Source organism: Neorickettsia risticii str. Illinois, from assembly GCF_000022525.1.
In the GTDB taxonomy this organism is placed as follows: Bacteria; Pseudomonadota; Alphaproteobacteria; order Rickettsiales; family Anaplasmataceae; genus Neorickettsia; species Neorickettsia risticii.
Window position 1 is genome coordinate 263544 of sequence record NC_013009.1, and the last position, 23965, is coordinate 287508.

Here is a 23965-nt window from a genome sequence, read left to right on the forward strand (position 1 = left end):
TACCCACTCGGAAGAAGTTTTCCTGCTGTTATTTTGGCTCGAAAATAGACTCTCTGAGCTACTATACGAAAACTTGAGAACATTATTGTTCTAACGAGGGTAGTCTCCCTTTCGTCTGCACGAATTGGGTGTACTTGTAGAGTTCATATTTTGCTAGACCAGATGAAATTACAATAACTTTTCTACTATGTTTGTTCCGTTGTTGAAATTTTATCTTACCTAGCGCATCTAGTTTTACTGAGTAATGACACCGCTGTTTTAGGCGGTTTGATCTAGCGCCGTCACTTGTTTGGAGAAAGAAGATGCTATCGCAAAGTTTGTCCGCGCCGATCCTGAACAAGAGTGGAATGTCCAAGATAATTGCGCTCATCCTTCTCCTTCTATATAGCTTAATGAACGCATCCATTTTTTTTTTAACTATTGGATGAACAATCTCTTCAATTTTCTCTAATAGATTGGGTCGCTCAATAATGCAAGAAAGAAGCTGTGTCCGATTTATTTCTCTTTGAGCATTTCTACATCCAAGAACATCATTTATTGCTCTTATCAATGTGACATTTTCTCTGTAAAGAGAATGGACGACTTTATCTGCATCAAATACTTTACAGCGCAGTAAACGAGATAAAATGAACGAAAAATACGTTTTGCCTGAAGCCATTCTTCCCGTAACACCGATCGCTTTCATCAACGGAATTGGGCCATCATAATTTTTTTATGTAGACTCTCGCTGGCTGCAAACAACGCGGAAACAGTTTTCTTTTTATCTATGGATATTCTTGCTCTTTCTACTCCCAAAAAGATTTGTGCATCCGCTGCGGCAATCACGGGCCTTCTATCATGGTGGTGGATTTTGACTTCTATTGTACTATCTCTTGGTAGGACAAGACTCTTAAACCCTTTTGGTGTAAATGGATTAATTCCTGTTAGGATTATGCAATTTGAGCTGAGTGATAACACTGCTCCACCTACAGCTGAATTATAAGCTGTACTTCCCGTCGGAGTTGAAATGATCAGCCCGTCTCCGACAAAATTCTCGGCAAGAATTTTCCCGTCTACCATTATACCAAGCTTTGCTGCTTTTGTGTGGCTTCTGAGGAAATAACAATCATTTATCGCATTCACCACATTGCTGCCATTTCCATCGAAAAGCTCTGCACTTAGAACGGGCAGGGTATAGATGCTTGCACTTTCTATATCTTCGAGTAAGCGGTCTGGATGAAATTTGTTTAGTAAAAAGCCAACATTCCCGCAATTTATCCCATAAACAGGTATCTGGGTTTCCATTGTGTTACGTAAAGTATCAAGCATGAATCCATCGCCGCCTAAAGCGAGAATCATCGACGGTTTTACTCCTTCTGAAGCATCAATGCACTTTATTCCGTAACGTGAACTAATAAGCGCGGCGACTGATGTTGCCTTTTCTGAGCCAGAAGAAGAATAAAACACCTTTATTGATTGTTTAAAAATAAAAGCTCATCGAGTTTGCCATTCTCGTTTAGGGTGTTGAGATCATCAAAGCCGCCCACGCACATGTCATTAATGAAAATCTGAGGAACAGTCTTCCTCCCACCAGATTTTTTAATCATAACTGCGGCTAGATCCGGATCACTGGTAATGTCCACTACCGTATAGGAGATACCTTTTCTGTCGAGTAATTCCTTCGCCCTGCTACAGTAAGGACAAGATTCTTTCACATATATTACGATCTCGTGATTCATAGTGCGACCGGGATGATACATTTCGGCATTTATAAGCTCACATGACAGGAATATCAAGCTTTTCTAGGTTTTCTGCTTTATACATGCATGCTGGTGAGCTGTTTTGGGAACTTAAAAGTTGCAGATTAGTATTGAGTAAGCATCACACGATATATCAATATAGTGAGATCACAAAAGTGTTGGTGGTACGTGTCCTCAAAGTTTATGGATTATTATTGGCTCAAAGGTGCACACCGCATCAATGGAGTAATGCTAAAGGTATCTATCCCAAAAGTTAACAAGTACAAGAGCAGTTTTCTTTAATTCAAGTGTACACGGGGATTATCTAGCAATGCACATGCAAGTATCATGACACACTATTTCAAGATGAATAACGCGACTAGTGAAACGATTGTCAAAAATTGCAAAACCACTCTCAAGCACATCAGGGTATTTCCCGATTTTTTCTCATTTGAAAGTATGGACAAAACTCCGAAAATCAGCACAAGAAAAGTAGCCAAAAGTAAAACCAGTAATAGGTGCACAACTCTTAGTATTTAAGGAAAGTCCTTAATTTTATAGATCGGCTTGGACTCCTCATTTTTCTTAATGATTTGGATTCAATTTGTCTGATCCTTTCCCTTGTTACATTGTACAGTATCCCTACTTGTTCGAGAGTGAGATTTGTTCCTCTATTAAGGTCAATTTTCAGAGACTTCAAGTAGTGTTCATCTTCGGGACTGTGCACACTGTTGCATAGTCCAAACCTATACCTCAGGATTTTTTCTTCCCTTGGAGAGAGCATTGCAAGTGCTTCATCCAGAACTTTCCTCAAGTTTTTTGAGAGGACCACATCCACTTGGCTTACTGCGTTCTTATCCTCTATAAAGTCGCCAAAAGAACCACTATTACTGTCATCGCCTACTGGTGATTCCAGACTTATCGGATCTTGATTTACCTTGAGTGACTTCTTGACCTTATCCGGAGAAATCTTAAGTAGATTTGCAATCTCCTCGACAGTGGGCTCTCTACCATTGAGGTTGTACAGCCTTCTTCTAGTCCGCATTACCTTATTTGCAGTCTCGTGGATGTGCACAGGTTTTCTCACTATGCTTCCACAATCTGCTATAGCACGGGTTATAGCTTGTCTGCACCACCAAGTTGCGTATGTGGAGAATTTATGTCCCCTCCTGTGATCAAATTTATCTACGGCTTTCATCAGGCCAATATTTCCTTCTTGAATCAGATCGGGGAATGGCATACCTCTATTAGTGTACTTCTTAGCAATTGAGATCACTAACCTCAAATTAGCTTCTACCATTCTATGTTTTGCTGCATTCGCATTATCCAGGTGAGTAGCAACCTTCCTGGTTAGAAAGCTGATACTTTCATAGTCCATTCCTTCATTTTTTTCCAGCTCTCTAATTGGAGAGAGAAATTCTTCAAGAGAGAAATGCGTGTCGCAAATATTGTGTTTCTTCAGAAGTTCTGATAGGACCCCAGCATCCAGGATGTGCACTTTACCTTTGATGAGGACCGTTCTATCTAGGCCACGTTCTTCTAAGAATGTGAGGAGCACCTTTTTCTTTTCGAGAATAAGCTCGTTCTTCTTTCGAGTGTTCTCAAAAAACTCAGCAAGAAGCTTTGGGTTGAGCTTCACCTGGTTTAAGTGGTTTACTGCAAGAGTGTGTAGTTCCCTATATTCTGGGTCGAGTATCACCTCACCATCTACAATTTTTACCATCTGTCCTTCTTTCGCTTTATCGAGCGCGGATGTGATTATTGTCTCGAGCTCCCCAAAGATCTCTAAGACCTTTTCCATCAGTTCCTCGTCAGACATCTGATTTCCTTCTTCCGGTTTGCCATCCATGCCTTCAAAGAGGTCATCTCCTTTGCTCGTCTCCTCAGTAAGCTCACTCTTTAATCCTGAGTCCGATTCTATTACTTCACGCAACGAGATCGTGCCTTCTCTCAGTTTCGTTCCGAGATCTACTATACCCTTCATTACTGAAGGGAAGAGTAAAACCGCGGAAAGCGACTCAAATTTTTCTGCTACAATGGCCTTTGCTATTTCTACTTCATCATCTCTAGAAAGGAGCTTAACGTAGCTCATTTCACGAAGATATAGCCTTACTGGGTCGTCCGTGTGACCTAATATGTCAGCGGCTTCGTCCTCTTCTTCATCTTCTTCCTTGACTTCCTCACTGAGTTCATCTTCCTCATCCTTTTCTAGGATGCCTATTCCGGATTCCTCCAGTTTGCTTATTGCTTCTTCTATGCAATTTAAATTTTCAAAGTCCTCATCTGAAAATGAGTCACTCAACTCACCGTACGTGACGAAACCTCTTTTTACTCCTTTGGTGATCAGGGCTTTAACAACTTGATGAAACTTAGAACTGTAACCTTTTGTCATATGCTATAAACACAAAACGTCCCACACGCAAACAAGAACGTGCAAGTAGGACGAAAATATTGGTGAAGACTAAAAAAATTTGCAAAAATCAAGAGGGATACCTACACCAAACAGCCGTCTTTGATGGTTAACTCTATTTCGCTAGTTTTAGAACGCAACATCCTATCCGAAACCGCCTGCATTATATCATTCCTGATGGTTCTTTCTATAGTTCTGGCACTTATTTTACCAGATGAGTGCCTAGCAACGAGGGACTTTACTACTTCATCTGTAAGACTAAGCTTGATTCCCCTTTCTTCAAGGAGGGCCCGAATCTCAGTTGCAGACTTATTTATTATTTTTTCCACGCTATTTTTGTCAAGTGTATTGAAGACTATTGCAAGGTCTAACCTATCAAGTAGTTCTTTGTTGAAGAAACTCGCAAATTGAGCTTCCTTACCGGTTTTCTTTCCATCTTGAGTAAAACCAAGAGAATTATTCTCAATAAAAGTACTTCCAACGTTTGTTGTACAGACCATTATGCAGTTTTTGAACCTACTCTTTTTCCCAGTGCTATCGGTTATGCAGCCATAATCCAGAATCTGGAGGAGAATGTTTTGAAAATCAGCATGTGCCTTTTCTATTTCATCAAACAGGATAAGTGAACTGCCTTGTTTAAAAAGTATCTCAGCTATAAAGCTTCCCTTATCATGTCCCACGTATCCTGGAGGTGCACCTATCAATCTGGAGACAGCGTGACCTTCCATATACTCGGACATATCAATTCTCACAAACTGCATGCATAAGTTTTTTGCAATTTGTTTAGCAAGCTCTGTTTTGCCGACACCCGTAGAACCACCAAATAGGTACGAAGCCAAAGGTTTTTCACCTTTTAATCCAAGTAGTCCAGGTCTCAGTGAATACACGACCTGCTCTATGACATTGTCTTGATCGAAAATTGCTGTCTTAAGGTTTCTCTCAAGGGAAGTTAATATTTCCTCTACGGTATAATTTAACTGTGCAACCGGAATATTAAAACGCTTTGCGAGCGTTTCCCTGACATACTTAATATCTATTTTTCTATCGCGCCTTTTTTTGACATCGAATAACTCTGCATTGTATGATGCACCTAAATCATCCATTAAATCTATAGCTTTGTCGGGGAAAGATCTGTTTGGTATATATCTATGGGCTAGATTTACTATCTCATTGAGGGACGCCTTCGTATAATGTACCCTGTGAAAATCCTCGTAATATGACTTTGTTCCGTCAATTATATTCAGCGTGTCACTTATAGATGGTTCCTCTATTTCTATCCGCTGAAATCTCCTATCAAGGGCTGCATCTTTTTCAAAGTGTGTGGAGTATTCTCTATAGGTTGTAGCGCCAATACACCTGAGAGGACCCTTTGTCAGAAATGGCTTTAGAAGATTTCCTGCATCGATAGAACCATTACTTGTTGAACCCGCACCGACAATAGTGTGTATTTCGTCTATAAAGAGTATCGTATTCTTACTACTGGATATTTCGTTCATGACTGTTCTAATGCGCTCTTCAAAATCGCCTCTATAGCGTGTACCCGCGAGTAAAGAGCCTATCTTGAGTGCATACACGCGTGTATTTTTCAGCTTCTGAGGAACGTTGCCACTGACTATCGCATGTACCAATCCTTCTACTATTGCTGTCTTCCCGACTCCAGGTTCACCAACGTAAATAGGGTTGTTTTTAGTTCTCCGTAAAAGGATCTCTATTGTCCTTTCAATTTCCTTTTTTCTATCAATTAGTTTGTCTATCTTTCCTTGAATAGCTAGCTCGTTCATGTCCGTGCAGTATTCCTTTAAATTATCAAGGTCTGCACTTCTGAGTATATCCGTATTTGAAGTAGATGTGCTCTGGGTAGAGCCGCACTTATGGGACCTCATTACATGCGACATGAGCTCTACGAGTGTTATATTGCTTTCTGTGAGAAAAGAGAATGCGTAGGAATCTTGTTCACAGAACAGTTCGATCAAAACATGCAAGCCCGTGATTTGTCCCAATTCCGCTATGTTTGCATGGATTTTGGTTCTCTGTATGACGCGTCTTAGCCCAAGTGTCGGCTTTATTTTTGCAATATCAACACATCCATTAGAAAAGCGTGCAAAAAACTGTGCTGTGCTGAGAAAATGAATGAGCGAATCCCTCAACTTAGCAAAATTCATACTTGAGTTGGAGGCGATTCTGGAAACTTCTTCATCCTCCGTGAGTGCAAGAAGAAGATGTTCCAATGTGACGTAAGAATGTGAAAAACTCCGCGCCAAAACGAGTGCGTTCTGAAGCGTATTCTCTAAACTAGGTGAGATCATCGTGCAAAAATAGACAAAACAAGGAACTATTCTTTAAGGGGTGAAATACCCAGTTCCAGTCCGTGCAACCGAACAGAAGGACCTAAGTCCTGCATAATTGTCTCTGCAAGGTCAGAGTGATATGTCCCGAGAAACCATTCACCTTGCTGCATCAGAGACTCACACAGTGCTTCTACATCATTTTGTCTTAATTTCAAGGTGTCAGTGCCTAAACTCCTTACTTGCTTCAGGTCGACGCTCGTAGCGGCTTTTTTAACAAAGACTCTGTACAAGGATGGTTTTACATCAACAACTTCAGATTCATCAAAGCACCAACCCTGTTTTCTTTTGTTTATCATAAGCTCAAAGCCCGAATGTCCTGCATCAACTCACTGAGATTCTACGCAAAATAGGTAAAAAAAATCCTATATAGAACTGATCAAAGAATGGTTCACGATTTCAAGTACTCTGTCGGCTTTTAGCAAAAAAGATGAATCATGGGTTGCAAGAAATACAGCACTGCAATTTTCCTTAGCAAAACGACAAATCAAATCAAACACGTCTTTTGCAGTATTTGGATCAAGATTACCAGTTGGTTCATCTGCTATTATCAATGCCGGCTTCTTTATCACCGCTCTTGCGACTGCTACGCGTTGTCTCTGTCCACCCGAAAGCGTGTCGACTGGTTGGTATGCAACTTTCTCTAATTTTAGAAACTCAAGCAAGTTCTTTGCTCTTTTTTCTGCAACTGCTTTTGGTGTTCCAGATATAAGAAGTGGGAGCATAACGTTCTTTAGGACGTTGAGTTCGCTAAGCAAATGATGGAACTGATATATAAAGCCTATTTCTTTTCTACGGAGTGTGGTATCCAGACAAAGAGCCTCTTTCCCGCAGATTTTTACCTTCCCGGAGTCTTGTTTGTCGAGTAATCCTGCAATCTGTAGAGTAGTAGTTTTTCCAATACCAGAGGCACCGATCAACGCGACAATTTCTCCTGTATGAATTTGCAGATTTGCGTTACGCAGTATTGGTATTTCTTGCTCTGTTTTGTCTCTGAAGAATTTTGAAACGTTACAAAACTCCAGCGCTAATCTTGACATGCAATAAGGTAGAGATTTGGTGTCCAATGATGTTGCTGTTATGAGCAAAAATCAATATTACGGACTATATCAATGAATAGGTGAAGCTCGTTTTTAATCACCTAGATCCCCAAATTAGATTGCTAAGGAATAGCAAATAGTTGGGCACGATTGTGCGCTTATGTTACTGCATGTGACGAAGGCTGGTGTTTGTATTTTTGTTCTTTACCAGCTTCCAAATTGTCTCGATGAGTATTTGATGTTGTATTACTTGGAAAGTGTCAAAAATAAAGAATGGCTCTTTCTGTCTTTCTCGTTATGGTCTTGGTTCGGTTGGTCTATTTGGGTTCCTATTTTGAAGAAAAATGCTAGCCAGATTTAAATCCTATCCTAAGGGGTTTATGGGCACAATTTCTTACTTTCCAGGAGGGGAATGGTCTAAGCCATATTGAAGTATATCCTGTTCACATGAGCTAATCATTCTTTGATCAGCCCTGTGCGGGATTTATTGGATCTCTACTGTACTGATCTCTGTAATGTCGTTTCAATGCAAGGATCTCTCGGGGCCAATTTCTTCCCCTTGTCGTTTTTATTCCATTATTCCGTATAGAGATAAACGTATTCTGATTTTCTGCTATTTCTAGTGAGGTATGTGTTCTTTCGTTGTCTATCATTGGTCCATCAATGTGCGCAGAAAAGTTGTTGTGTGTTCTGTTTTTTGCCTCCCTTGTAAAAGTGATGGTGATTGTTTTGCCATTTTTTGTATACACGTATGAGTTTTCCCGTTTTTCTATTTCGCTATTAAGTGTATTGGATATTTTGCTTGCCTTGCATCCTGAGTATTGTAGCCATTTTTTTGCAATGAAATTTTGTGGAATTCTTGGTGCATTAAGAAAATATAGGTTGTTGTCTTGTGATCGTATCGCGATATTCTTCTCTGAGATGAAGATGTCTGGTAGTGGTGAGAATTTTATCATCGCAACTCCCATCGCAATGGGCATTATACCTAGGTATCGCTTCCATGTTGTACCTATAAGAAGCAATAGGGTTCCGGTGACCATTACAAATAATGTTGTTCCGGAAAAGCCCTGCACGTTGAAGTAGCCTAGGTTTAAGTGGCTAAACGATTCCATGAGGCTTAGTAGTATTTTTATTTCAGTGGAGAGGAGAGCGTATAAAAGCTCGGAATCATGCAAAGGCATGAGAAGCAGTATTCCGGCAAGTGTCGGTATGACTAAGAAAGATGTGAACGGTATTGCTATAGCGTTTGCAGCCACTCCAATCACAGAAAGATAGTGGAAGTGGTATAAAACAAAAGGGGTAGTAGCAGCAGTCGCAAAAATCGAGGTTTTTATTATCCCCAATAGGTATGTGAACGGTTTAACTATGCTCTTACAGAACGATTTTATTTTGCCTTTGTGAAATGAATCGGTGGAGAATTTATGTAAAGAGAGAAAAGATCGTCGTGTAGGATTGTTAATGGGTTTAGTCTGATGTTTTGATTGTGGGATCAGTGTCATTTCAGATTGTGTTACTGCTTTTAACTCCTTAATTTCGAATTTTGACTTTCCTATTTTAAAGAGAGGAGCAAATTCTGTATGTGTGTACAGGGATGACTTTCTGTTACAGGAGCATATTCCAAGTACAGCAAAGAATGACATCTGAAAACCTGGCTTGAATATGTTTTCGGGATATAAAGCGATTAAAACGGTCGCTGCAAAGATGATAGAACGTAATGTGTCTGGTTTTCTATCTAGCAGTATTGAAAGGAAGAAAGTGCAGATCATTATGCAGGCTCTCTGAGCAGATGTCTGCATTCCAGAAAGTTGTAAATAAAAAATACTCGATGCTATTCCAGCGATAGCGGAAAGCTTTTTTATGTCGTACTTGAGTGTTAGGCGTGCAGAAAATGTACAAGATCTTCTCAGAAGGGAAAAGAAAAATAACCCTACTAATCCCATGTGTAATCCGGAAATTGCTAACAAATGAGATGTCCCAGATTTCCTAAATAGCTCATTTATTTTTGGATCTATTCCATCTCTTTTACCTATTGTGAGTGCTAGAGCTATTTCAGAAGGTATTTCCGCCAAGTTGTATTTAAACTTTTCATGAATGACTTTTCTGATACGTGGAAAAACGGATTGGTGACTTGTGGATTTTACTACCGTGATTTCTCCGACGAGTCTTCCTGTGGCCCTTACACCGCTGAAATATTGAAACATGGCAAAGTCGTAGCCTGATGGTGTTGCCGCACCTTGTACTGGTAATATGTACGCAGAAAAGTTTATTACATCGCCCGAGTGTAGATCTGTCAGACTTTTTGTCGAATATAGTTTTAAAGAACTTTCAGCGTGCTTCACTGTGATTAGCATTCCAGATTTTTTGTGTGAAAGACTTTGCACTATACCTGTTGCGTTTTGAAGGTATTGTGGTGTTTTAACCATCTCTGTATAGGAAACCAGCGTTCGAATTTCTGCGATAATAAATCCCACGGAAATTATGCTACTTATTAGTATGGCGGTTCTGGCTTTTTTAGCTGTATAAGCCAGGAATAGCAGTAGTCCTAGTCCAAATATTGTGAGCACCAAATGATGTGGTCTTGGATAAAAAGTAGCTTCGAAGAAAAGTATAATCCCGATGCTTAACAGGAAGGGGATCCATATAAAAAGATTTGTTTGATTCTTTGCAATCAAAATTTATTTCTAAATAATATTAGCATTAACTATTTTGTTGTACCTAGTCAGAAATAGCGATAGTTGTCACTGTAGTTTCATAGTGGATTTCAGATGATAATCGATTATTAGGGGCACATTTATCTGTGAGTAAATGCATTTTTTCCAGGACAAGAGTAACTTTTACTCTATTAGCGGTGAGAGGGTGAAAGCTTTCTTACAAGGGATCATTACCTGCAATGTCGAAACACTAGAAGATTGTGCTTATGGATTGATACTTACCCCAAAGGGGAGACTTATTTGTGACCTGTTTGTATATAAATGTTCGACGGAAACTGAACTTCTATTAGAAACCAACCACTGTAATACAGAGGCACTGCTAAGTGTGCTGGATCTGTATAATTTCAAGAGAGGTATTACTATCCAGCAAAAGGCTTACTTTTCATATGTAGGAATTCCTAAAAGTACTGATGCGTGTGTTACTCAACCCGAAGAAGCTCATCAAGATACATGCAAGGTTCCAAGAACAAAAGGTTTAACAGGCGCGGTACATGATGTACAGAAATTCCTGGAAATGGTTGAGGGAGTAAGTGAAGCGAAAACACAGCTGAGGTTCATCAAGGAATGTTTGTTTTGTGTTCGCGATCCGAGAAATAGAAAATTAGGTTTTCGAGTTGTTTTATCAAGTTCTGAGTTTCCAACATCGGAAGTTTGCCATGAAGAATATCAACGGATAAGAATCATGAGCAAAATCTCAGAAGCCGGAAAGGAGCTGAAGCCTAATATCTTCCCGTTGGAGTATGCAATGGATTACGCTTTTGATTTTAACAAGGGCTGCTACGTCGGGCAGGAAGTAATTTCCAGATTTAGGATAAAAAATTTCATTGAGAGAGCCTTATTCTGTCTTCAGGGAGAGGAAGGAGCAAGTCTTGAAGAGGGTGATAAAATATACTTGGGTGATGATATGGTTGGGTGTTTCAGTTCGTGTTGCCAAAATTACGGATTGGCAGTGCTACCAAGGTGTGTACTAAAGCAGGACACAATCATTAAACAGCAATCCGGCAAACCAGTCACAATTCTGGTGTAAAGAAATGAAATCTACTTTTTTTTACTTAAAAATATGATATTATGGCAACTAAAACGCTAATATTATAATATTTTTATTTCAGTACTTGTAAAATTTTATCTAAATCAGTAAAGTTGGGTGCTGATGATAGATTAATTTATTATTACTTATTAACGCTTGGTTTTTTGTTTTACCGTGCTGGGGTGTGCTTTTGTTTTAGGGCTTGTCAGTCGTTACTGGTGCATTCTTCATGTTTCCTGATCCAGGCAGAAAAGGTGAGTGGGGTGTGTTATATTCTGATTGTTTGGTTTGGATATTTTTATGTCTTTTTCACAGATCTTTACCAGTACTAGCACGGGTTCTGATTCTATATTACTGAGCTTGCTCCCCCTGGGGATTGTTTTTTTTGTGTTCTACGTATTTGTAATACGTCCACAAAGTAAAAAGATGAGGGACCATCAGAATATGCTTAAAGCATTAAAAGTTGGAGATCCTGTTATTACTACTAGTGGAATTAGCGGGACAGTTGCAAGGATAGATGAAAAAAACGACATGGTACATCTTCAGGTAGCTGAAGGGGTGATAGTAAAAATTTTAAAGAATTTTATTTCAGAGAAGAGATAGGGGTATATTGGAATAATGACGAGAGTAAGTATTAATTTGGATAAGGTTGCACTCCTTAGAAATTCAAGAAGTACTGGAAGTCCCGATATCAAATATGTTGCGAATCTCGGCATTATGAGTGGTTGCAGCGGAATTACTTTGCATCCCAGGGCGGATAGGAGGCATGCTTTAATTGAAGATGTCCAAATAATACTTGGTTTGAGTGAGGTTGCCTGCGGAGAAGTAGAATGCAATGTGGAGGGTGATCTAAGACCCGAAATACTAGAACTCGTGGAAAGCAGCCCTATACATCAGTTTACAATTGTTCCGGTTAGAGAGGGTGAGAGGACCACGGAAAGAGGATTTTCCGTTGGAGAAAAAGCGGAACTACTTAGTTCGACTATAGAGAGGATCAAGAAAAAAAGAAATGTGCGCATAAGCCTTTTCATAGAACCAGAACCTGCGTCTGTGAAGTATGCTGCCGAGGTTGGTTGTGATGCTGTTGAGCTTCATGCGAAGTGGTATGCGCGTGCATTTTGTACTCATCGTGAATCCGAGGAAATCAAGAGACTTCATTTTGCTGCGCTAGAGGCGAGAAATCTTGGACTGAAAGTGAATTTAGGTCATGATCTCAGTTTGGTAAATATTTCGACTGTAATAAATAAGATAAGACCAGATGAGATTTCTATAGGGCATGCGCTTATAGTTGAGTCATTCTTGCAGGGCTTCTCAAGGACCTTAAGAAAGTATGTCTCTATTGCTAGGGGCTGAAATTATGTCTGCCATTTTAGCAATCTATATGGTATAAGACTATAGCTGTAGTAGTTTTTCTGAGCGTCGATGAGCAATTCTTGTGATCTAACAGGCCACGGTTGGCAAAATGGTAATATGGTTTCCCACTCGAACAGGAAAACAAAAAAACGCTTTATGCCAAATCTTCAGAGAATTACGGTTTTTAGCGATGTGCTCAAACAGAAATTTAGGTTTAAAGTTTCTGCTAAGACCATCAGAACCGTGGATTTTAAGGGAGGTTTAGATGATTTTCTTAGGAACACTAAAAATTCAAAACTGAGCAAGTCGGCACTGGCTTTGAAGAAGCGTATCATGAAGAAGGTTTCTGGTGATGGAACGGACGATAGAAAAGCCTAGGATTCGTGTTTCTGCGGATAATCGTGCTTTTCTTGAGACTTCCAGGCTTATAAGTGCGTGTGGGTTGAACACTGTTTGCCAAGAGGCTGCCTGTCCGAATATTAGTGAGTGCTGGAGCAGTAAGCATGTCACCGTGATGATTTTGGGTTCTGTCTGCACGAGGGCTTGTAAATTTTGTAATGTTGCGACCGGCAAGCCTGAGTTACTCGACCCGCATGAACCAGAGAAACTAGCCTCAGCGGTAGGTAAACTTGGCTTGAGGCACGTTGTTATAACTTCTGTTGATAGGGATGATCTGGACGACGGGGGTGCAGAACATTTTGCAAGCTGCATAAGGAGAATTAGAGAAACTTCACCTGATACGACAATAGAAGTTCTCACCCCGGACTTTCTGGGTAAGGTAGGCGCAAGGGACATTATAATAGCTGCAGCACCAGATGTTTTCAATCATAATGTGGAGACTGTGCCGCGTCTGCATCCTAAAATAAGGATTAAGGCAAAATACTTTAATAGTCTTTCCTTATTGGAGGAGGTCAAGAGAAAGAATCCACGGATTTTTACGAAGTCTGGCCTAATGCTGGGACTTGGTGAGGAAAGAAGTGAGATTTTACAGGTTATGGACGATATGCGCGTGGCCGGGATCGACTTTCTGACTATTGGTCAGTATCTGCAGCCAAGTAAGAAACATATTGAGGTGCAGCACTATGCAACAGATGAGGAATTTCAATATTATAAGGAAGCTGCGTACGCACGTGGGTTTCTCATGGTTGCGTCAAGTGCTTTGACGCGTTCTTCTTATCATGCGGATGAAGATTTTTTGCGCCTAAAAAATGCTAGAGCTGCAGCTTTAGCGAAGTTGCTCTGAATTGCATGGCAAGTTAAGGTTTTGTAATATGCATAAGTTCGCATTTTAAGCGATCTTTGCAACGCGTTGTTTAGAATTGTCTTGTCTGAACATTTTTATTGTTTGAAATACGACCTGGATTGCAAAAGCGGTATTGTTAGGACTTTTCTGTTATTGGTGTGTTGAGAAATGTCGGGACAGTGTTCATATCGTGATTGCAAGATTCTCCCTTCTAGTGCCTATTGCGCCTTTGCGATTGTCCTTGATGTGGTACGCTATCCGGAGTTTATACCTTGGTGTGAACAGATACGGATTATTTCTAGGGAGAAAGATACGATACGGGCTGAAGTTGTGATTTCGTTTAAAGGAATGCGCTCAAGCTATATTTCTGTAATAAAGTTCTTGCCTCCGACATGTGAGAGGGGGGGCTATATAGAAGTCAGATCAACTGAAGGTGTGTTTAAACACCTGTATACCTTGTGGGAATTTTATCCACAAGGAAGCTCCTCAAAGGTGGCATTCTACATAGAATATACATTGAGATCGAGGCTTGTAAATTCCATGGTCAAGCTCATGTATGGTGCAGCACAGAAGAGAATAATAGAAGCTTTTGAGCAAAGATGCAGGACGGTGGCAAATTTATACGAGCCATATCAGAGTGATAAGTAAAGTAGCCGTACCATGTATCAGGGAACGAGGTTTTGCCTTGTGAGGCTACGTGTCACTGTGAAAGGATTCATAATGGGGTAGTTTTTAGAATTTTGCGTGCAAGTGCTCGGTATGGAATTTAGTACTTTCTCATCGTGTACTCCTTCATTATTGCTGCAGCGATTTCCTCAACAGATCTGTGTGTGACATCTATAACCGGCCAGTTATTTTTGATGAATGTTTTACGTGCATTTGTAAGTTCTTCCAAGATCTGTTCTCTGTCGGCATAAACTGGATTATCATAATTTTGTGATATAGAGAGTCTTGCTTTTCTTATTTCTATCAGTCTGTCTGGGTTTATCACCAGTCCTACTATCAGGATATTTTCTAGAGTAGTGAGTTTTGCTGGCAAGGGTATGTTATTCACAAACGGAATATTCGCGACTCTATAGCCGAGATGTGACAAGTAAACACTTGTTGGGGATTTTGAGGTCCGTGATGGACCTACTATTATGATGTTTGCCTCATCAAGGTCCCACGTATTTTGACCATCATCATGAGTGAGAACGTAGTTCATCGCATCTATCCTTGCGAAGTAGTCTTCGTTGAAGGTTTGATATTCTTCTTTACTTGCGTTTATTGGTTCGATTCCTAAATATGAAGAAAGTTCCCTTATTATCCGTGAAAGTACCGCTATACAAGGGATTTTTCTTTTTTGACAGAAATCTTTTAGTGTGTCTCGTATTATCCGTTCCCTTATCGAGTAGAGTACAAAGGAATTTCTCTCAATATGTAAAAAGACCTGTTGCAATTTCTCTATGCTTGTCGTAGAAGGCCACAGATGGTGTTCTGCAGAGACTAAGTGTTCGAATCTTTCTAGAGACGCCCTTGAGACCGCAATTAATGCATCTACTCCGTAGTCCGAAATTAAGTGCACATTCAGTTGTTTCATTGTCGTTGTTGATTTATACTTTCCGTCGAGCTCCTTGCGCTGTTTCGGATATCAGTTACTAAATTTTACGCGCCCTTAGCTCAGCAGGATAGAGCAACAGCCTTCTAAGCTGTGGGTCAGAGGTTCGACTCCTCTAGGGCGCAGAAGCCTGTATATATTGGGCTTGCACTTTCGTTTATCTGGACTATCTTTCAGCGTTCAATGCTCGTGATTTTCTGGTTTTAGAGGGGATTTGGCAGTAAATCTTGTTGTGGTCTATTTACTGCATCGAGGCTTGTCTTTTATGACTGACTTTAGACAAAGTTTTTTCTGATCTGACAGAGGTGGTTTTGTATATGGGGTCATTGATCTCGTGTTGTAGTTAAAACAAGCAGTTCACCATTTGTTGATAATTTTTCTTTAGCCTCGTGTAGGCACAAACCTAGTTGATTTCCGCGGGGTGTGTTCTTAGGTGAATTGCTCGGTTCCTCAGATTTACAAAGCATTTTTTTTAGATTACAATGGCATACCGTTTATGTGCCTTCTTTCGTCCCATATTTAGTTTTCTAAAAAAGTTCGTTGCATGGAAGCGGAGGGATGTGTCTACTCAAGATGGTTCTTTCCTTGCAAAGTTAGACAGCGTATACGTAGAGGACATAATGGTTGAGCGCTCTAAAATTGTTGCGCTTGACGTTTGCACAAGGGGTGAAGAATTGCTGGAAGTCCTGAGAGGTATTAGTCACAGTCGGGTACCCGTATTTGAAGGTAATCTAGACAAGATAATTGGGTTCATTCATGTAAAGGATGTGTTGAACTGCGTGGGTGCTCCTTTTGATATAAGAAGTGTGTTGCGCAAAATTATATGTGTTCCACCTTCGATGAAGGCCTCCGGATTGCTGGTGGAGATGAAAGCTGCTCGTGTTCATGTAGCGGTGGTTGTCGACGAGTTTGGTGCAACTGTGGGTGTCGTCACAATGACGGATATTGTTGAACAAATACTTGGAGATATTCAGGACGAACATGGAGTTGATGCTGAGCCATTTTTTCTCCGTGTTGGTAGTGGTAAATTTGAAGTCTCAACCGGAATTGAGATGAAAGAATTTCTTGACAAATCTGGTCTAGAATTAAAAGCTGGTCATGGTTCCAGGACTTTGGGCGGTTATATATTGAGTATTGCTGGAAAAGTTCCCTCGGTTGGGGACGTCGTATCTTCCCCTGAAGGAGTGGAGTTTACAATCTTAGATGCAGATAACAAAAAGATTGGGGTAGTTTTGGTTGATGCTTCTCGCCTTGGGAACTAGTCTGACGTGTTCTTTGTTTATCAATTCTGGTACACGGTTTTTTCTGTGACATGCCGTTCTTGCATTGGGTGTTATAATAGTTGGATGGAGTGCGATTAACTTGGAGGGTTGAATGCAAGGTAAAATAGGGCAGTTTGCGCTGGCTGCGGCTCGCGTGAGCAGAAGGATCGGTGGTGCCGTAGTCAATACTGGTAAGACCGTTCTTCTTGCGACTCCACGTAAGATGAAGTTGGGCATCGCAGAGAAATTTAGTGATTTTATCACTGGTGCCAAGGATTGGGAGGTCTTGCATAAAGCTAATACCAATCGTTTTACGAAAAAAGCCTTAGATGCAGATTGGGCCAGCCGTACAAAGACTTTGGACGGAGCAAAGGATGTTGAGTTTCATGTGCCAAGGGCGCTGGTGCCGGAGGATAAGATCCATACCTTTGAAGCTTATCTGAATGCTATTGCAGATGGTGAGGGAATAGCGGAAGCACGCGAGAGGAATAAGGGAAATCATCTGTATCTTCTCCATGCTGAGTTTGTTGCCCTAGGTGGTGGTGTAGAAATTAGAGAGAATGGTAGGAATAACCAGGCTGAGCTTGTGATTAAGATCCCGCTGTGCCCGAGCAAGGCAGAGTTTCAAGAGCGAGTTGCGAAGGCTATAAAAGCTGCGGGAATAGAGGATTCATACTCGGTTAAAGAAGCTACTGAGCGATTGTGGAAGAAAAAGGATGTAGATTTTGGAAAAAGCGATAGTGCTACACAGTGCGATCATGAACATAATCACCGTCCTTCCAAGCCTGAGAATTCTTATGATTCAGTTAGTCATCATGAGGAAGTTTATGATTCTCCTAGGACTCAGAACGAGTATGATCCAGTTAGCAATGAAGGGCCGAATAAGGCAAGTAGTATGCCTGATCTCCGCGAAATAGAAAGGCAAACCCGTGTAGAAAGGCAAACCCCTGTAATTCCAGCTAGATCTCAGTCTACGAGTGATCTGAGTAGTGCTATCTTAGCAATGAGGCTAAGACCGGTTGCAACTCAGGAAAAAAATGCAATTGTTGAGTCTGCAGGTCGTCTTTTGGAGATGCTGAAATATAGGAATTTGGAAGTGTGTGGTGGTCTTACGGAGGCAGATTTAGACGGTCTTAGAAATGTTGCAGCAGAGATGAGGTCTAGCGGTGCTTTAGATCTTTCAGATAATCAGAGAAGTGCTCTACCGGTGGGCCTAGTAGCAAAATTACATGCGTTCAGAGCAGGATGTGAGCAAAAAATTGCAGATTTGGAACGTGGTGACCAGAATCTTCCAGGAAGCAGTGTGGACCCACTGCCAGCAGCAGTAGTGAAACAGATTGAAGTTTATGAATCTGCAGGGAGAGCTGCTGAAGAGTTGGTTAGTGCAATTGCAATTCTTCCTGCTTTAGCTAGTCATTTTGGTGTTGCTCCAGCGCAATCCCCCTTTCGGTCTTCACTTGCTGGAGCGCTCCTGGATGCGGCTTCTGGTGTCCCAATATCTGGTGTGGACGAAGCACAGGGCCTACAACATGCCCCCTCACATACTCCGGAAAGTATGGAGCACGCTGTACATGGACAAGGTAAGTAGCTTGAGAAAAGTGTTGACTTTCCTGCTGTTCTGCATTGAGCAAGTTGAGTAGTTGTCTTACTGATATGGAGTTGGTGGAGGTGTGCTTCTGTCTTCATTCTTTTGTTGTACTCAGGGAGTCTTTAGGACTCTTTTGTGGATTTGCCAAGTATGAGTATGTCGGTTAGACTGTGTGAGTTATGTGTTTGAGCACCTGTATGCCGCATGTTGTCACGGAGAAATGTCTGAAATGTAAGTACACAGACTGCGTTGAAGTCTGTCCTGTAGACTGCTTTCACGAGGCTGGAGAGTATTTGGTGATAGATCCAGATGTCTGCATAGATTGTGGCGTTTGTGTTCCTGAATGTCCAATAGAGGCGATAATCAATGATGAAACGTATATTGATGGAAAAAGTCTAGAGGAGATCATTTCTGTGTCGGACACTTCTCTGCTTACTAAAAAGCAGCTTGATGCAAGGTTTATGGTGGTTTTTAATCGTGAGAGAGCCGCTGAGCTGCCTTTGATAGTTATGAAAAAGGATCCTTTGGATGGAGCAGAGAAATGGGCTGAAGTTCCGAATAAAATTCGCTATATAAAGCAGACAGAAAGTAAAGAAAATGGTATAGAAAATAGTTAGGGAGTTGCTTCGTTTGGTCGTATGAGTTCTGGTAGTGGTGAGTCGTTTCTTGATCGACTGAAAAAGAAAAAACCTGTGAGTAGTGGCGGAGATGAAGGGGGAGGATTTGCCTCTCGTTTTACTCAGAAAGCCTCACAGGGAGGTGCTGCTTTCTCTGAAAAGTTTTCCGGAGCAAAACCTAGTGGTGGTTTTGCTTCTCAGAAGGGTGTCCAGAAAAGTAGAAAGGATACTGCAGGTTTTGCTGAGAGTGTTCGAAAGAAGCGCAGCGATTGTGTATACCTTGTTCGTGGTAAGGATAAAAATAGGCCAGCTTGGCACTATGTTCTTGTGGATAAGGTTAAGAAGGAGATGTTTCTTGCTGCTGCAAAAAGTGGCTCCATAGATGTTAAAGATTATGGGGAAATATTATATTCTGGTTGGGGCGAAGACCCTCCTGAAGACATTAAGAAAAAAATTGAAGAAGAGTACAGTTGATTTTCCTAGTTGTGGATACGAAACTGAACGACCCTTGTTGCTTTTTGCTATGGCTTGTGTGCTTTTCCTCTTTCCAAGACTTTACGCGAATGTGTGTTCGCATTTCTAGACTAGTGGAATGAAGCTGAGGGTTCATAATACACTTTCTGGCTTAAAGGAAGAATTTTTTCCTTTAAGCAGCGAGGTGGTGCGCATGTATGTGTGTGGACCAACTGTATACGACGTCCCACATATAGGGAATATTAGGGCCTCTATAGTGTATGACATTGTATATAGGGTCCTACTTAAGCTTTTTCCTGAAGTTGTTTATGTGCGCAATATCACTGATGTAGATGACAAGATTATAACATCTGCGTCTGCCCAAGGTGTTAGGTGTGATGAGATTGCGCTTCGTTACGAACGTATTTTTCATGAACATTTGGACTTGCTTAATTGCCTTTCGCCAACTGTCGAACCGAAAGCTACGCAAAGCATAGGTAGAATGATTTCCATGATTCAAGCGCTTATAGATAGAGGAAATGCTTACTCCGTTGCGGGAAATGTATATTTTGATGTAGGCTCGTTTGCTGAATATGGGGTGCTTTCCAAGAGAAAAAAAGAGCAGTTGGTCTACGGTGTGCGGGTAGAGGAAGATGTCAATAAAAAGCATCCAGGGGATTTCGTATTGTGGAAAAGTGATGATCATGTATATTGGCCAAGTCCATGGGGAAAGGGGCGACCAGGGTGGCATATAGAGTGTTCTGCTATGACGTTAGCAACGTTAGGTGCAGATTTTGACATACATGGTGGTGGTGCAGACTTGAAGTTTCCCCATCACGAAAATGAAAGAGCTCAGAGTATGTGTGCTAATCCCGGTTCTAAATTTGCCCGCTACTGGATTCATAACGGCTTTCTCACAGTGAAGGGGGAAAAAATGAGTAAGTCCCTAGGGAATGTTGTTAACGTCGATACGCTAGTTGAATCAGGTGTTACACCAAATGTGATCCGTTTTGTGCTTATTAGCACTCACTACAGTAAGCCCTTGGACTGGAACGATGCCATGGTCGGAGAAGCGGTAAACTCTTTAATGAAATTCAAGCTTGCTCTTTTGGATAGTGGTGTTCTGTCTAAAAGTGGAAGCTGTATAAGCAGCTCAAACAGAAAGGTTTATAGTGATGGGTGCAACGGTGAGGGTGGAGAAGCTGATTTAAGAGCCTGCACGTCTGAAGTTGTCGTAGCACAAACTAGTGGGAAAACAAAGAATTTTTCGCAGAAAATAAAGGAAATTTTTGATAAGTTCGAGAGTTTCGGTGACGATTGCAGTATTTACACAAGGGAATTCTTTGAGTGTATGGCAGATGATTTTAATACCCCTGGTGCTATTGCTGTTCTGCACGGACTTAGTGATAAGGTTCGTCTTATTGGTACGAGCAAAGTAAATAACTTAGCATATCTTCTTTACAATTTATTGATCTTCTTGGGTATAGACTTAGGAGTAAGACAGTCCAGTGTATCCGAAGATTTTATTCGTTCGCAACTGCAGAGGCGTGCTGATTGTAAGCGGCAAAAGAACTTTGTTGAGGCGGATGAGATCCGTTCTGTATTAGCCCAAATGGGAGTTCTAATCAGAGATCACAGGTGTGCACCTACAGATTGGGTGTCTCTTTAGTACTGGCTTTGCTTTTATAACAGTATTGTACTTTGTGTTAGAGTGCAGTATACTATGTATATAATCCTACTGTAGGTTTTCAAGCGTATACTGTTCGTATGCTGAAAAGTTTGTTTTTTCCGTCTCCAATAAGTTCAAGTTCTGCTGCCGCCGCTGCTTCGCTACAAGGGACTATTCTGCAAGCAAGCCTTGATTTGAATGACCTGAGTCAGAGTATTGAAAGCGGATCATGCATTGTCCAGCAGTGTGATGCTGTTTCTAACTCCCAGGAGAACGGGAGAGAAAGAGGATAGGGTTTCTCCTGCGTTCTAGCTTTTTCTTCTTTTCCTTTCTCCTCTTTCTGGCGCAGCTCCACCCGGGTTTTCGTCTTTGTTCGCCCTTTGCTTTGTTTCTCCTTGCCGGTCTATCTTGCCCCTCTGCTGCTGGCAATCTTTGTCTTGGTGAGAGAGAATTGTTCCTTTTGGGCTAATCTCATTTATTTATGTCAGAAGAATTCCCGCCCGCAATGAAGCGGTATTTGGAGGTCCGGTGCCAATACCCGGATGCGGTTATTTTCTATAGAGTAGGTGATTTTTACGAAATGTTTTTCGAAGATGCACGCGAGGTATCTGCTCTACTGGGGTTACATCTTACTCGAAGGGGTACGTACAAGGGAAAAGATATTCCGATGTGTGGGGTGCCGGTTTCTTCTTATGAAGTTTACATAAACAAATTAGTAAAGCTGGGTCGTAAAGTTGCTATCTGTGAGCAATTGGAAACAGCAGAAGAAGCGAAAAAACGTGGTGCTACGGCTATAGTCCGAAGAGATGTGGTTCGGTTGGTGACTCCTGGGACACTGACTGAGGATAATCTTCTTGTAAGTGGGGAGAACAATTATTTATTTTGTGTTGCTCCTGGAAAAAATGAGATTGGTATAGCGTGGCTGGATATTTCTACAAAGAAGATTGTATTCACAAGTGCTAGTCCAGCTTCTTTAGAGAGTTATCTCGTTAAAACTGAGCCCAAAGAGGTATTACTTCCAGATACAATTGATTCAGAACTAAGAAAACTTATAGAACAACACAATATCCATATAACGAGACGTCCTAATAACCTTTTTCAATTTGAGTATGCCGAAAACGAATTGAGAGGGTTTTATAATGTTCTTCAATTAGGTTTTATGGATGCTAGATCTCCATGCGAAATTGTCGCTTGTGGTGCTCTGATTGCTTATGCACGTGCAACGCAGATGGGGGAGCTAAAACAGTTGGAATTTCCCAAACGGTATGAGAGGGGCCACTATCTTGAGCTGGATGCATCAACTGTCCGAGGTCTGGAGTTAATAGAATCACAAACACCAGGTGAGAAGAATAGTCTACTACAAGTAATTGATCAGACTTGTACAGCTGGAGGTAAGAGGCTTCTAAAGAGCTATATCGTTTCTCCTTTGATATCGGTTGAAGAAATTCAAACCCGTCAAGACAGGGTGGAATTTTTCTTTATACAAGAAGAGTTGCGAAAAAAGGTGCGTACCGAACTTTCTAACATTCCAGATGCAGAGCGAGCACTGTCGCGCATTGCACTGAATCGTGGAGAGCCAATCGATTGTCTTGCTGTGCTTTCCTGTATGAAAGCGTCGCTTTTACTTGCTGAGCACTTTTCTTCTTTTTTAAAGGACGATTATATCAGAAGCATATATGATAAGTGTGCACCAAACGATGAATTAATGGAGACTTTGCGTACTGCATTTCTACCAACTTCTAACAGAAAAGTAGACGGTCCGTTTCTGGATCCTACATATCACCCAAAACTTCTAGAGTTGAATATGTTATCCACCAACGCTGATGTGGTGATGAATGATTTGTTAATCACATACAAAAGAAATACTGGGATTAACTCTTTGAAATTGGGTAAGAACAACCTTATAGGCTACTATGTCGAGGTTCCTAAGTCTGCGCCGGTTCTTGATAGTAAAGTTTTTATTCACAGACAATCCTTGTTGAACAATATACGCTATACAACGCTTGAGTTGCAGAATTTGGAAGCACAGATAGCAAAAGCAAACGAGAACTACAGAAAGTTAGAATTGGAACTTTTTAGGGAACTTTGTGAAAAAATTCTTGCATCTGAGAGTCCACTGAAAGAAATGATAGCAGCGATGGCAGAACTGGATGTTATAGTTTCCTTTGCCGAGATCGCTGTTCAAAGAAAATATGTGCGTCCACAGGTTGATAATAGTAACGAACTGCGCATTTCTGGGGGTAGACACCCATTTGTAGAACAGGTGAATGCATTTGTGCCAAATGATCTAGCTTTTACCTCCGAAGAGCGTGTGTGTGTCTTAACTGGGCCTAATATGGCTGGAAAAAGTACTTACCTGCGTCAAAATGCATTGATAACTGTACTGGCTCAAATGGGATCGTTCGTACCAGCTGATTCTGCTCACATCGGTGTTGTAGATAGAGTTTTTAGTCGCATTGGTGCGTCTGATAATATTGCCAGGGGGAAGTCAACGTTTATGGTGGAGATGATGGAGACAGCAAATATAGTTAATAATGCGACGTGCAGGTCTCTTGTGATCTTAGATGAGGTTGGGAGAGGCACGTCTACTCTAGACGGTATCTCAATCGCACAAGCCGTTCTTGAGTATTTGCACGATTCAGTAAACTGTAAGACCATTTTTGCAACTCATTACAATGAACTTTGTGATCTGGAAAGTAAACTTCCACGGATGAAGTGTTACTCAATTGAAGTAAAACGCTGGCGAGATGAGATTTTTTTAATGTATAAAGTTGTTCCTGGGCGAGGTGATAAGTCGTATGGAATACATACAGCAATGCTTTCTGGTATTCCCGAATCGATTATCCGTCGCGCAACTGAAATAGCAAAGGAAAAGAATCTCAGCATGGAGAGTTCTCTTTCTAATGAAAGGATCAAAGTGAAACACTAGTGA

General features: G+C 41.1%; 23 protein-coding genes and 1 tRNA gene. 14 read left to right on the forward strand and 10 right to left on the reverse strand.

Annotated features, from left to right (window positions below; translation table 11 throughout):
* Positions 1 to 82 precede the first annotated feature (82 nt).
* The 9 genes from coaE to NRI_RS01365 form a co-directional block, all read right to left on the reverse strand.
* Entirely contained in the window at positions 83 to 685 is a 603-nt protein-coding gene (gene coaE, locus NRI_RS01325) for a dephospho-CoA kinase (protein ID WP_015816179.1), read from the reverse strand.
* Positions 685 to 1446 (reverse strand): NAD kinase, encoded by a 762-nt coding sequence (locus NRI_RS01330; RefSeq protein ID WP_015816193.1) that lies wholly within the window; start codon positions 1444 to 1446, stop codon positions 685 to 687. Before NRI_RS01330 ends, coaE begins: the two co-directional genes overlap by 1 nt.
* Positions 1447 to 1448: 2 nt before the next feature.
* The gene (grxC, locus tag NRI_RS01335) at positions 1449 to 1718 is read right to left on the reverse strand and encodes a glutaredoxin 3 (RefSeq protein WP_041351593.1); all 270 of its coding nucleotides are present in this window, start codon (positions 1716 to 1718) and stop codon (positions 1449 to 1451) included.
* A 356-nt stretch (positions 1719 to 2074) separates the two neighbouring features.
* On the reverse strand, positions 2075 to 2242 hold the full coding sequence (locus tag NRI_RS04285; RefSeq protein ID WP_407635192.1) for an HIG1 domain-containing protein: 168 nt from the start codon (positions 2240 to 2242) through the stop codon (positions 2075 to 2077).
* 5 nt (positions 2243 to 2247) lie between these two features.
* Positions 2248 to 4110, reverse strand: coding sequence for a sigma-70 family RNA polymerase sigma factor (locus NRI_RS01345; protein ID WP_015816181.1), 1863 nt, complete (start codon positions 4108 to 4110; stop codon positions 2248 to 2250).
* Positions 4111 to 4211: 101 nt separating this feature from the next.
* Positions 4212 to 6434: an AAA family ATPase gene (locus NRI_RS01350; protein ID WP_015816195.1), complete on the reverse strand. Its 2223-nt coding sequence runs from the start codon at positions 6432 to 6434 to the stop codon at positions 4212 to 4214.
* A 26-nt stretch (positions 6435 to 6460) separates the two neighbouring features.
* The gene (locus NRI_RS01355) at positions 6461 to 6772 is read right to left on the reverse strand and encodes a hypothetical protein (protein ID WP_015816182.1); all 312 of its coding nucleotides are present in this window, start codon (positions 6770 to 6772) and stop codon (positions 6461 to 6463) included.
* Between the two features lie 66 nt (positions 6773 to 6838).
* Positions 6839 to 7513 carry an ABC transporter ATP-binding protein gene (locus NRI_RS01360; RefSeq protein ID WP_015816196.1) on the reverse strand — a complete coding sequence of 225 codons (675 nt, stop codon included), beginning with the start codon at positions 7511 to 7513 and terminating at the stop codon, positions 6839 to 6841.
* Positions 7514 to 7980: 467 nt separating this feature from the next.
* Positions 7981 to 9936 carry a ComEC/Rec2 family competence protein gene (locus tag NRI_RS01365; protein WP_238523025.1) on the reverse strand — a complete coding sequence of 652 codons (1956 nt, stop codon included), beginning with the start codon at positions 9934 to 9936 and terminating at the stop codon, positions 7981 to 7983.
* A 382-nt stretch (positions 9937 to 10318) separates the two neighbouring features.
* Between NRI_RS01365 and ygfZ the strand changes: the two genes are divergently transcribed.
* The 6 genes from ygfZ to NRI_RS01395 all read left to right on the forward strand — a co-directional run bounded on the left by ygfZ (position 10319) and on the right by NRI_RS01395 (position 14495).
* A complete protein-coding gene (ygfZ, locus tag NRI_RS01370; RefSeq protein ID WP_015816184.1) occupies positions 10319 to 11251 on the forward strand; it encodes a CAF17-like 4Fe-4S cluster assembly/insertion protein YgfZ in 933 nt (310 codons plus the stop codon).
* 300 nt (positions 11252 to 11551) lie between these two features.
* Positions 11552 to 11854, forward strand: coding sequence for a preprotein translocase subunit YajC (yajC, locus tag NRI_RS01375; protein ID WP_041351432.1), 303 nt, complete (start codon positions 11552 to 11554; stop codon positions 11852 to 11854).
* A 15-nt stretch (positions 11855 to 11869) separates the two neighbouring features.
* The gene (locus tag NRI_RS01380; RefSeq protein ID WP_041351433.1) at positions 11870 to 12604 is read left to right on the forward strand and encodes a pyridoxine 5'-phosphate synthase; all 735 of its coding nucleotides are present in this window, start codon (positions 11870 to 11872) and stop codon (positions 12602 to 12604) included.
* A 69-nt stretch (positions 12605 to 12673) separates the two neighbouring features.
* Positions 12674 to 12982 carry a 50S ribosomal protein L28 gene (gene rpmB, locus NRI_RS01385; protein WP_041351435.1) on the forward strand — a complete coding sequence of 103 codons (309 nt, stop codon included), beginning with the start codon at positions 12674 to 12676 and terminating at the stop codon, positions 12980 to 12982.
* Positions 12957 to 13847, forward strand: coding sequence for a lipoyl synthase (gene lipA / locus NRI_RS01390; RefSeq protein WP_015816200.1), 891 nt, complete (start codon positions 12957 to 12959; stop codon positions 13845 to 13847). The genes rpmB and lipA overlap by 26 nt, the downstream gene beginning before the upstream one ends.
* Positions 13848 to 14015: 168 nt before the next feature.
* Positions 14016 to 14495, forward strand: a complete 480-nt coding sequence (locus NRI_RS01395; RefSeq protein ID WP_015816187.1) for a type II toxin-antitoxin system RatA family toxin — start codon at positions 14016 to 14018, stop codon at positions 14493 to 14495.
* A gap of 118 nt (positions 14496 to 14613) precedes the next feature.
* On the opposite strand, the gene NRI_RS01400 is transcribed toward NRI_RS01395, so the two are convergent.
* The gene (locus NRI_RS01400) at positions 14614 to 15426 is read right to left on the reverse strand and encodes a pyruvate, water dikinase regulatory protein (RefSeq protein WP_015816201.1); all 813 of its coding nucleotides are present in this window, start codon (positions 15424 to 15426) and stop codon (positions 14614 to 14616) included.
* Between the two features lie 69 nt (positions 15427 to 15495).
* Here NRI_RS01400 and NRI_RS01405 point away from each other — a divergent pair.
* The 8 genes from NRI_RS01405 (at position 15496) to mutS (ending at position 23962) form a co-directional block, all read left to right on the forward strand.
* A tRNA-Arg gene (locus NRI_RS01405) sits at positions 15496 to 15569 on the forward strand.
* 357 nt (positions 15570 to 15926) lie between these two features.
* Positions 15927 to 16706, forward strand: a complete 780-nt coding sequence (locus NRI_RS01410; protein WP_081436401.1) for a transporter associated domain-containing protein — start codon at positions 15927 to 15929, stop codon at positions 16704 to 16706.
* Positions 16707 to 16818: 112 nt separating this feature from the next.
* The gene (locus tag NRI_RS01415) at positions 16819 to 18294 is read left to right on the forward strand and encodes a hypothetical protein (protein WP_015816202.1); all 1476 of its coding nucleotides are present in this window, start codon (positions 16819 to 16821) and stop codon (positions 18292 to 18294) included.
* Positions 18295 to 18491: 197 nt separating this feature from the next.
* A complete protein-coding gene (locus NRI_RS01420; RefSeq protein WP_015816203.1) occupies positions 18492 to 18911 on the forward strand; it encodes a ferredoxin family protein in 420 nt (139 codons plus the stop codon).
* Positions 18912 to 18932: 21 nt separating this feature from the next.
* Entirely contained in the window at positions 18933 to 19385 is a 453-nt protein-coding gene (locus tag NRI_RS01425) for a hypothetical protein (protein ID WP_015816190.1), read from the forward strand.
* Positions 19386 to 19503: 118 nt separating this feature from the next.
* Positions 19504 to 21033 carry a cysteine--tRNA ligase gene (gene cysS / locus NRI_RS01430; RefSeq protein WP_049751167.1) on the forward strand — a complete coding sequence of 510 codons (1530 nt, stop codon included), beginning with the start codon at positions 19504 to 19506 and terminating at the stop codon, positions 21031 to 21033.
* A gap of 98 nt (positions 21034 to 21131) precedes the next feature.
* Positions 21132 to 21326, forward strand: coding sequence for a hypothetical protein (locus NRI_RS01435; protein ID WP_041351437.1), 195 nt, complete (start codon positions 21132 to 21134; stop codon positions 21324 to 21326).
* Between the two features lie 188 nt (positions 21327 to 21514).
* Complete coding sequence (mutS, locus tag NRI_RS01440; protein ID WP_015816192.1) at positions 21515 to 23962, forward strand: DNA mismatch repair protein MutS; 2448 nt, start codon at positions 21515 to 21517, stop codon at positions 23960 to 23962.
* Positions 23963 to 23965: the final 3 nt, after the last annotated feature.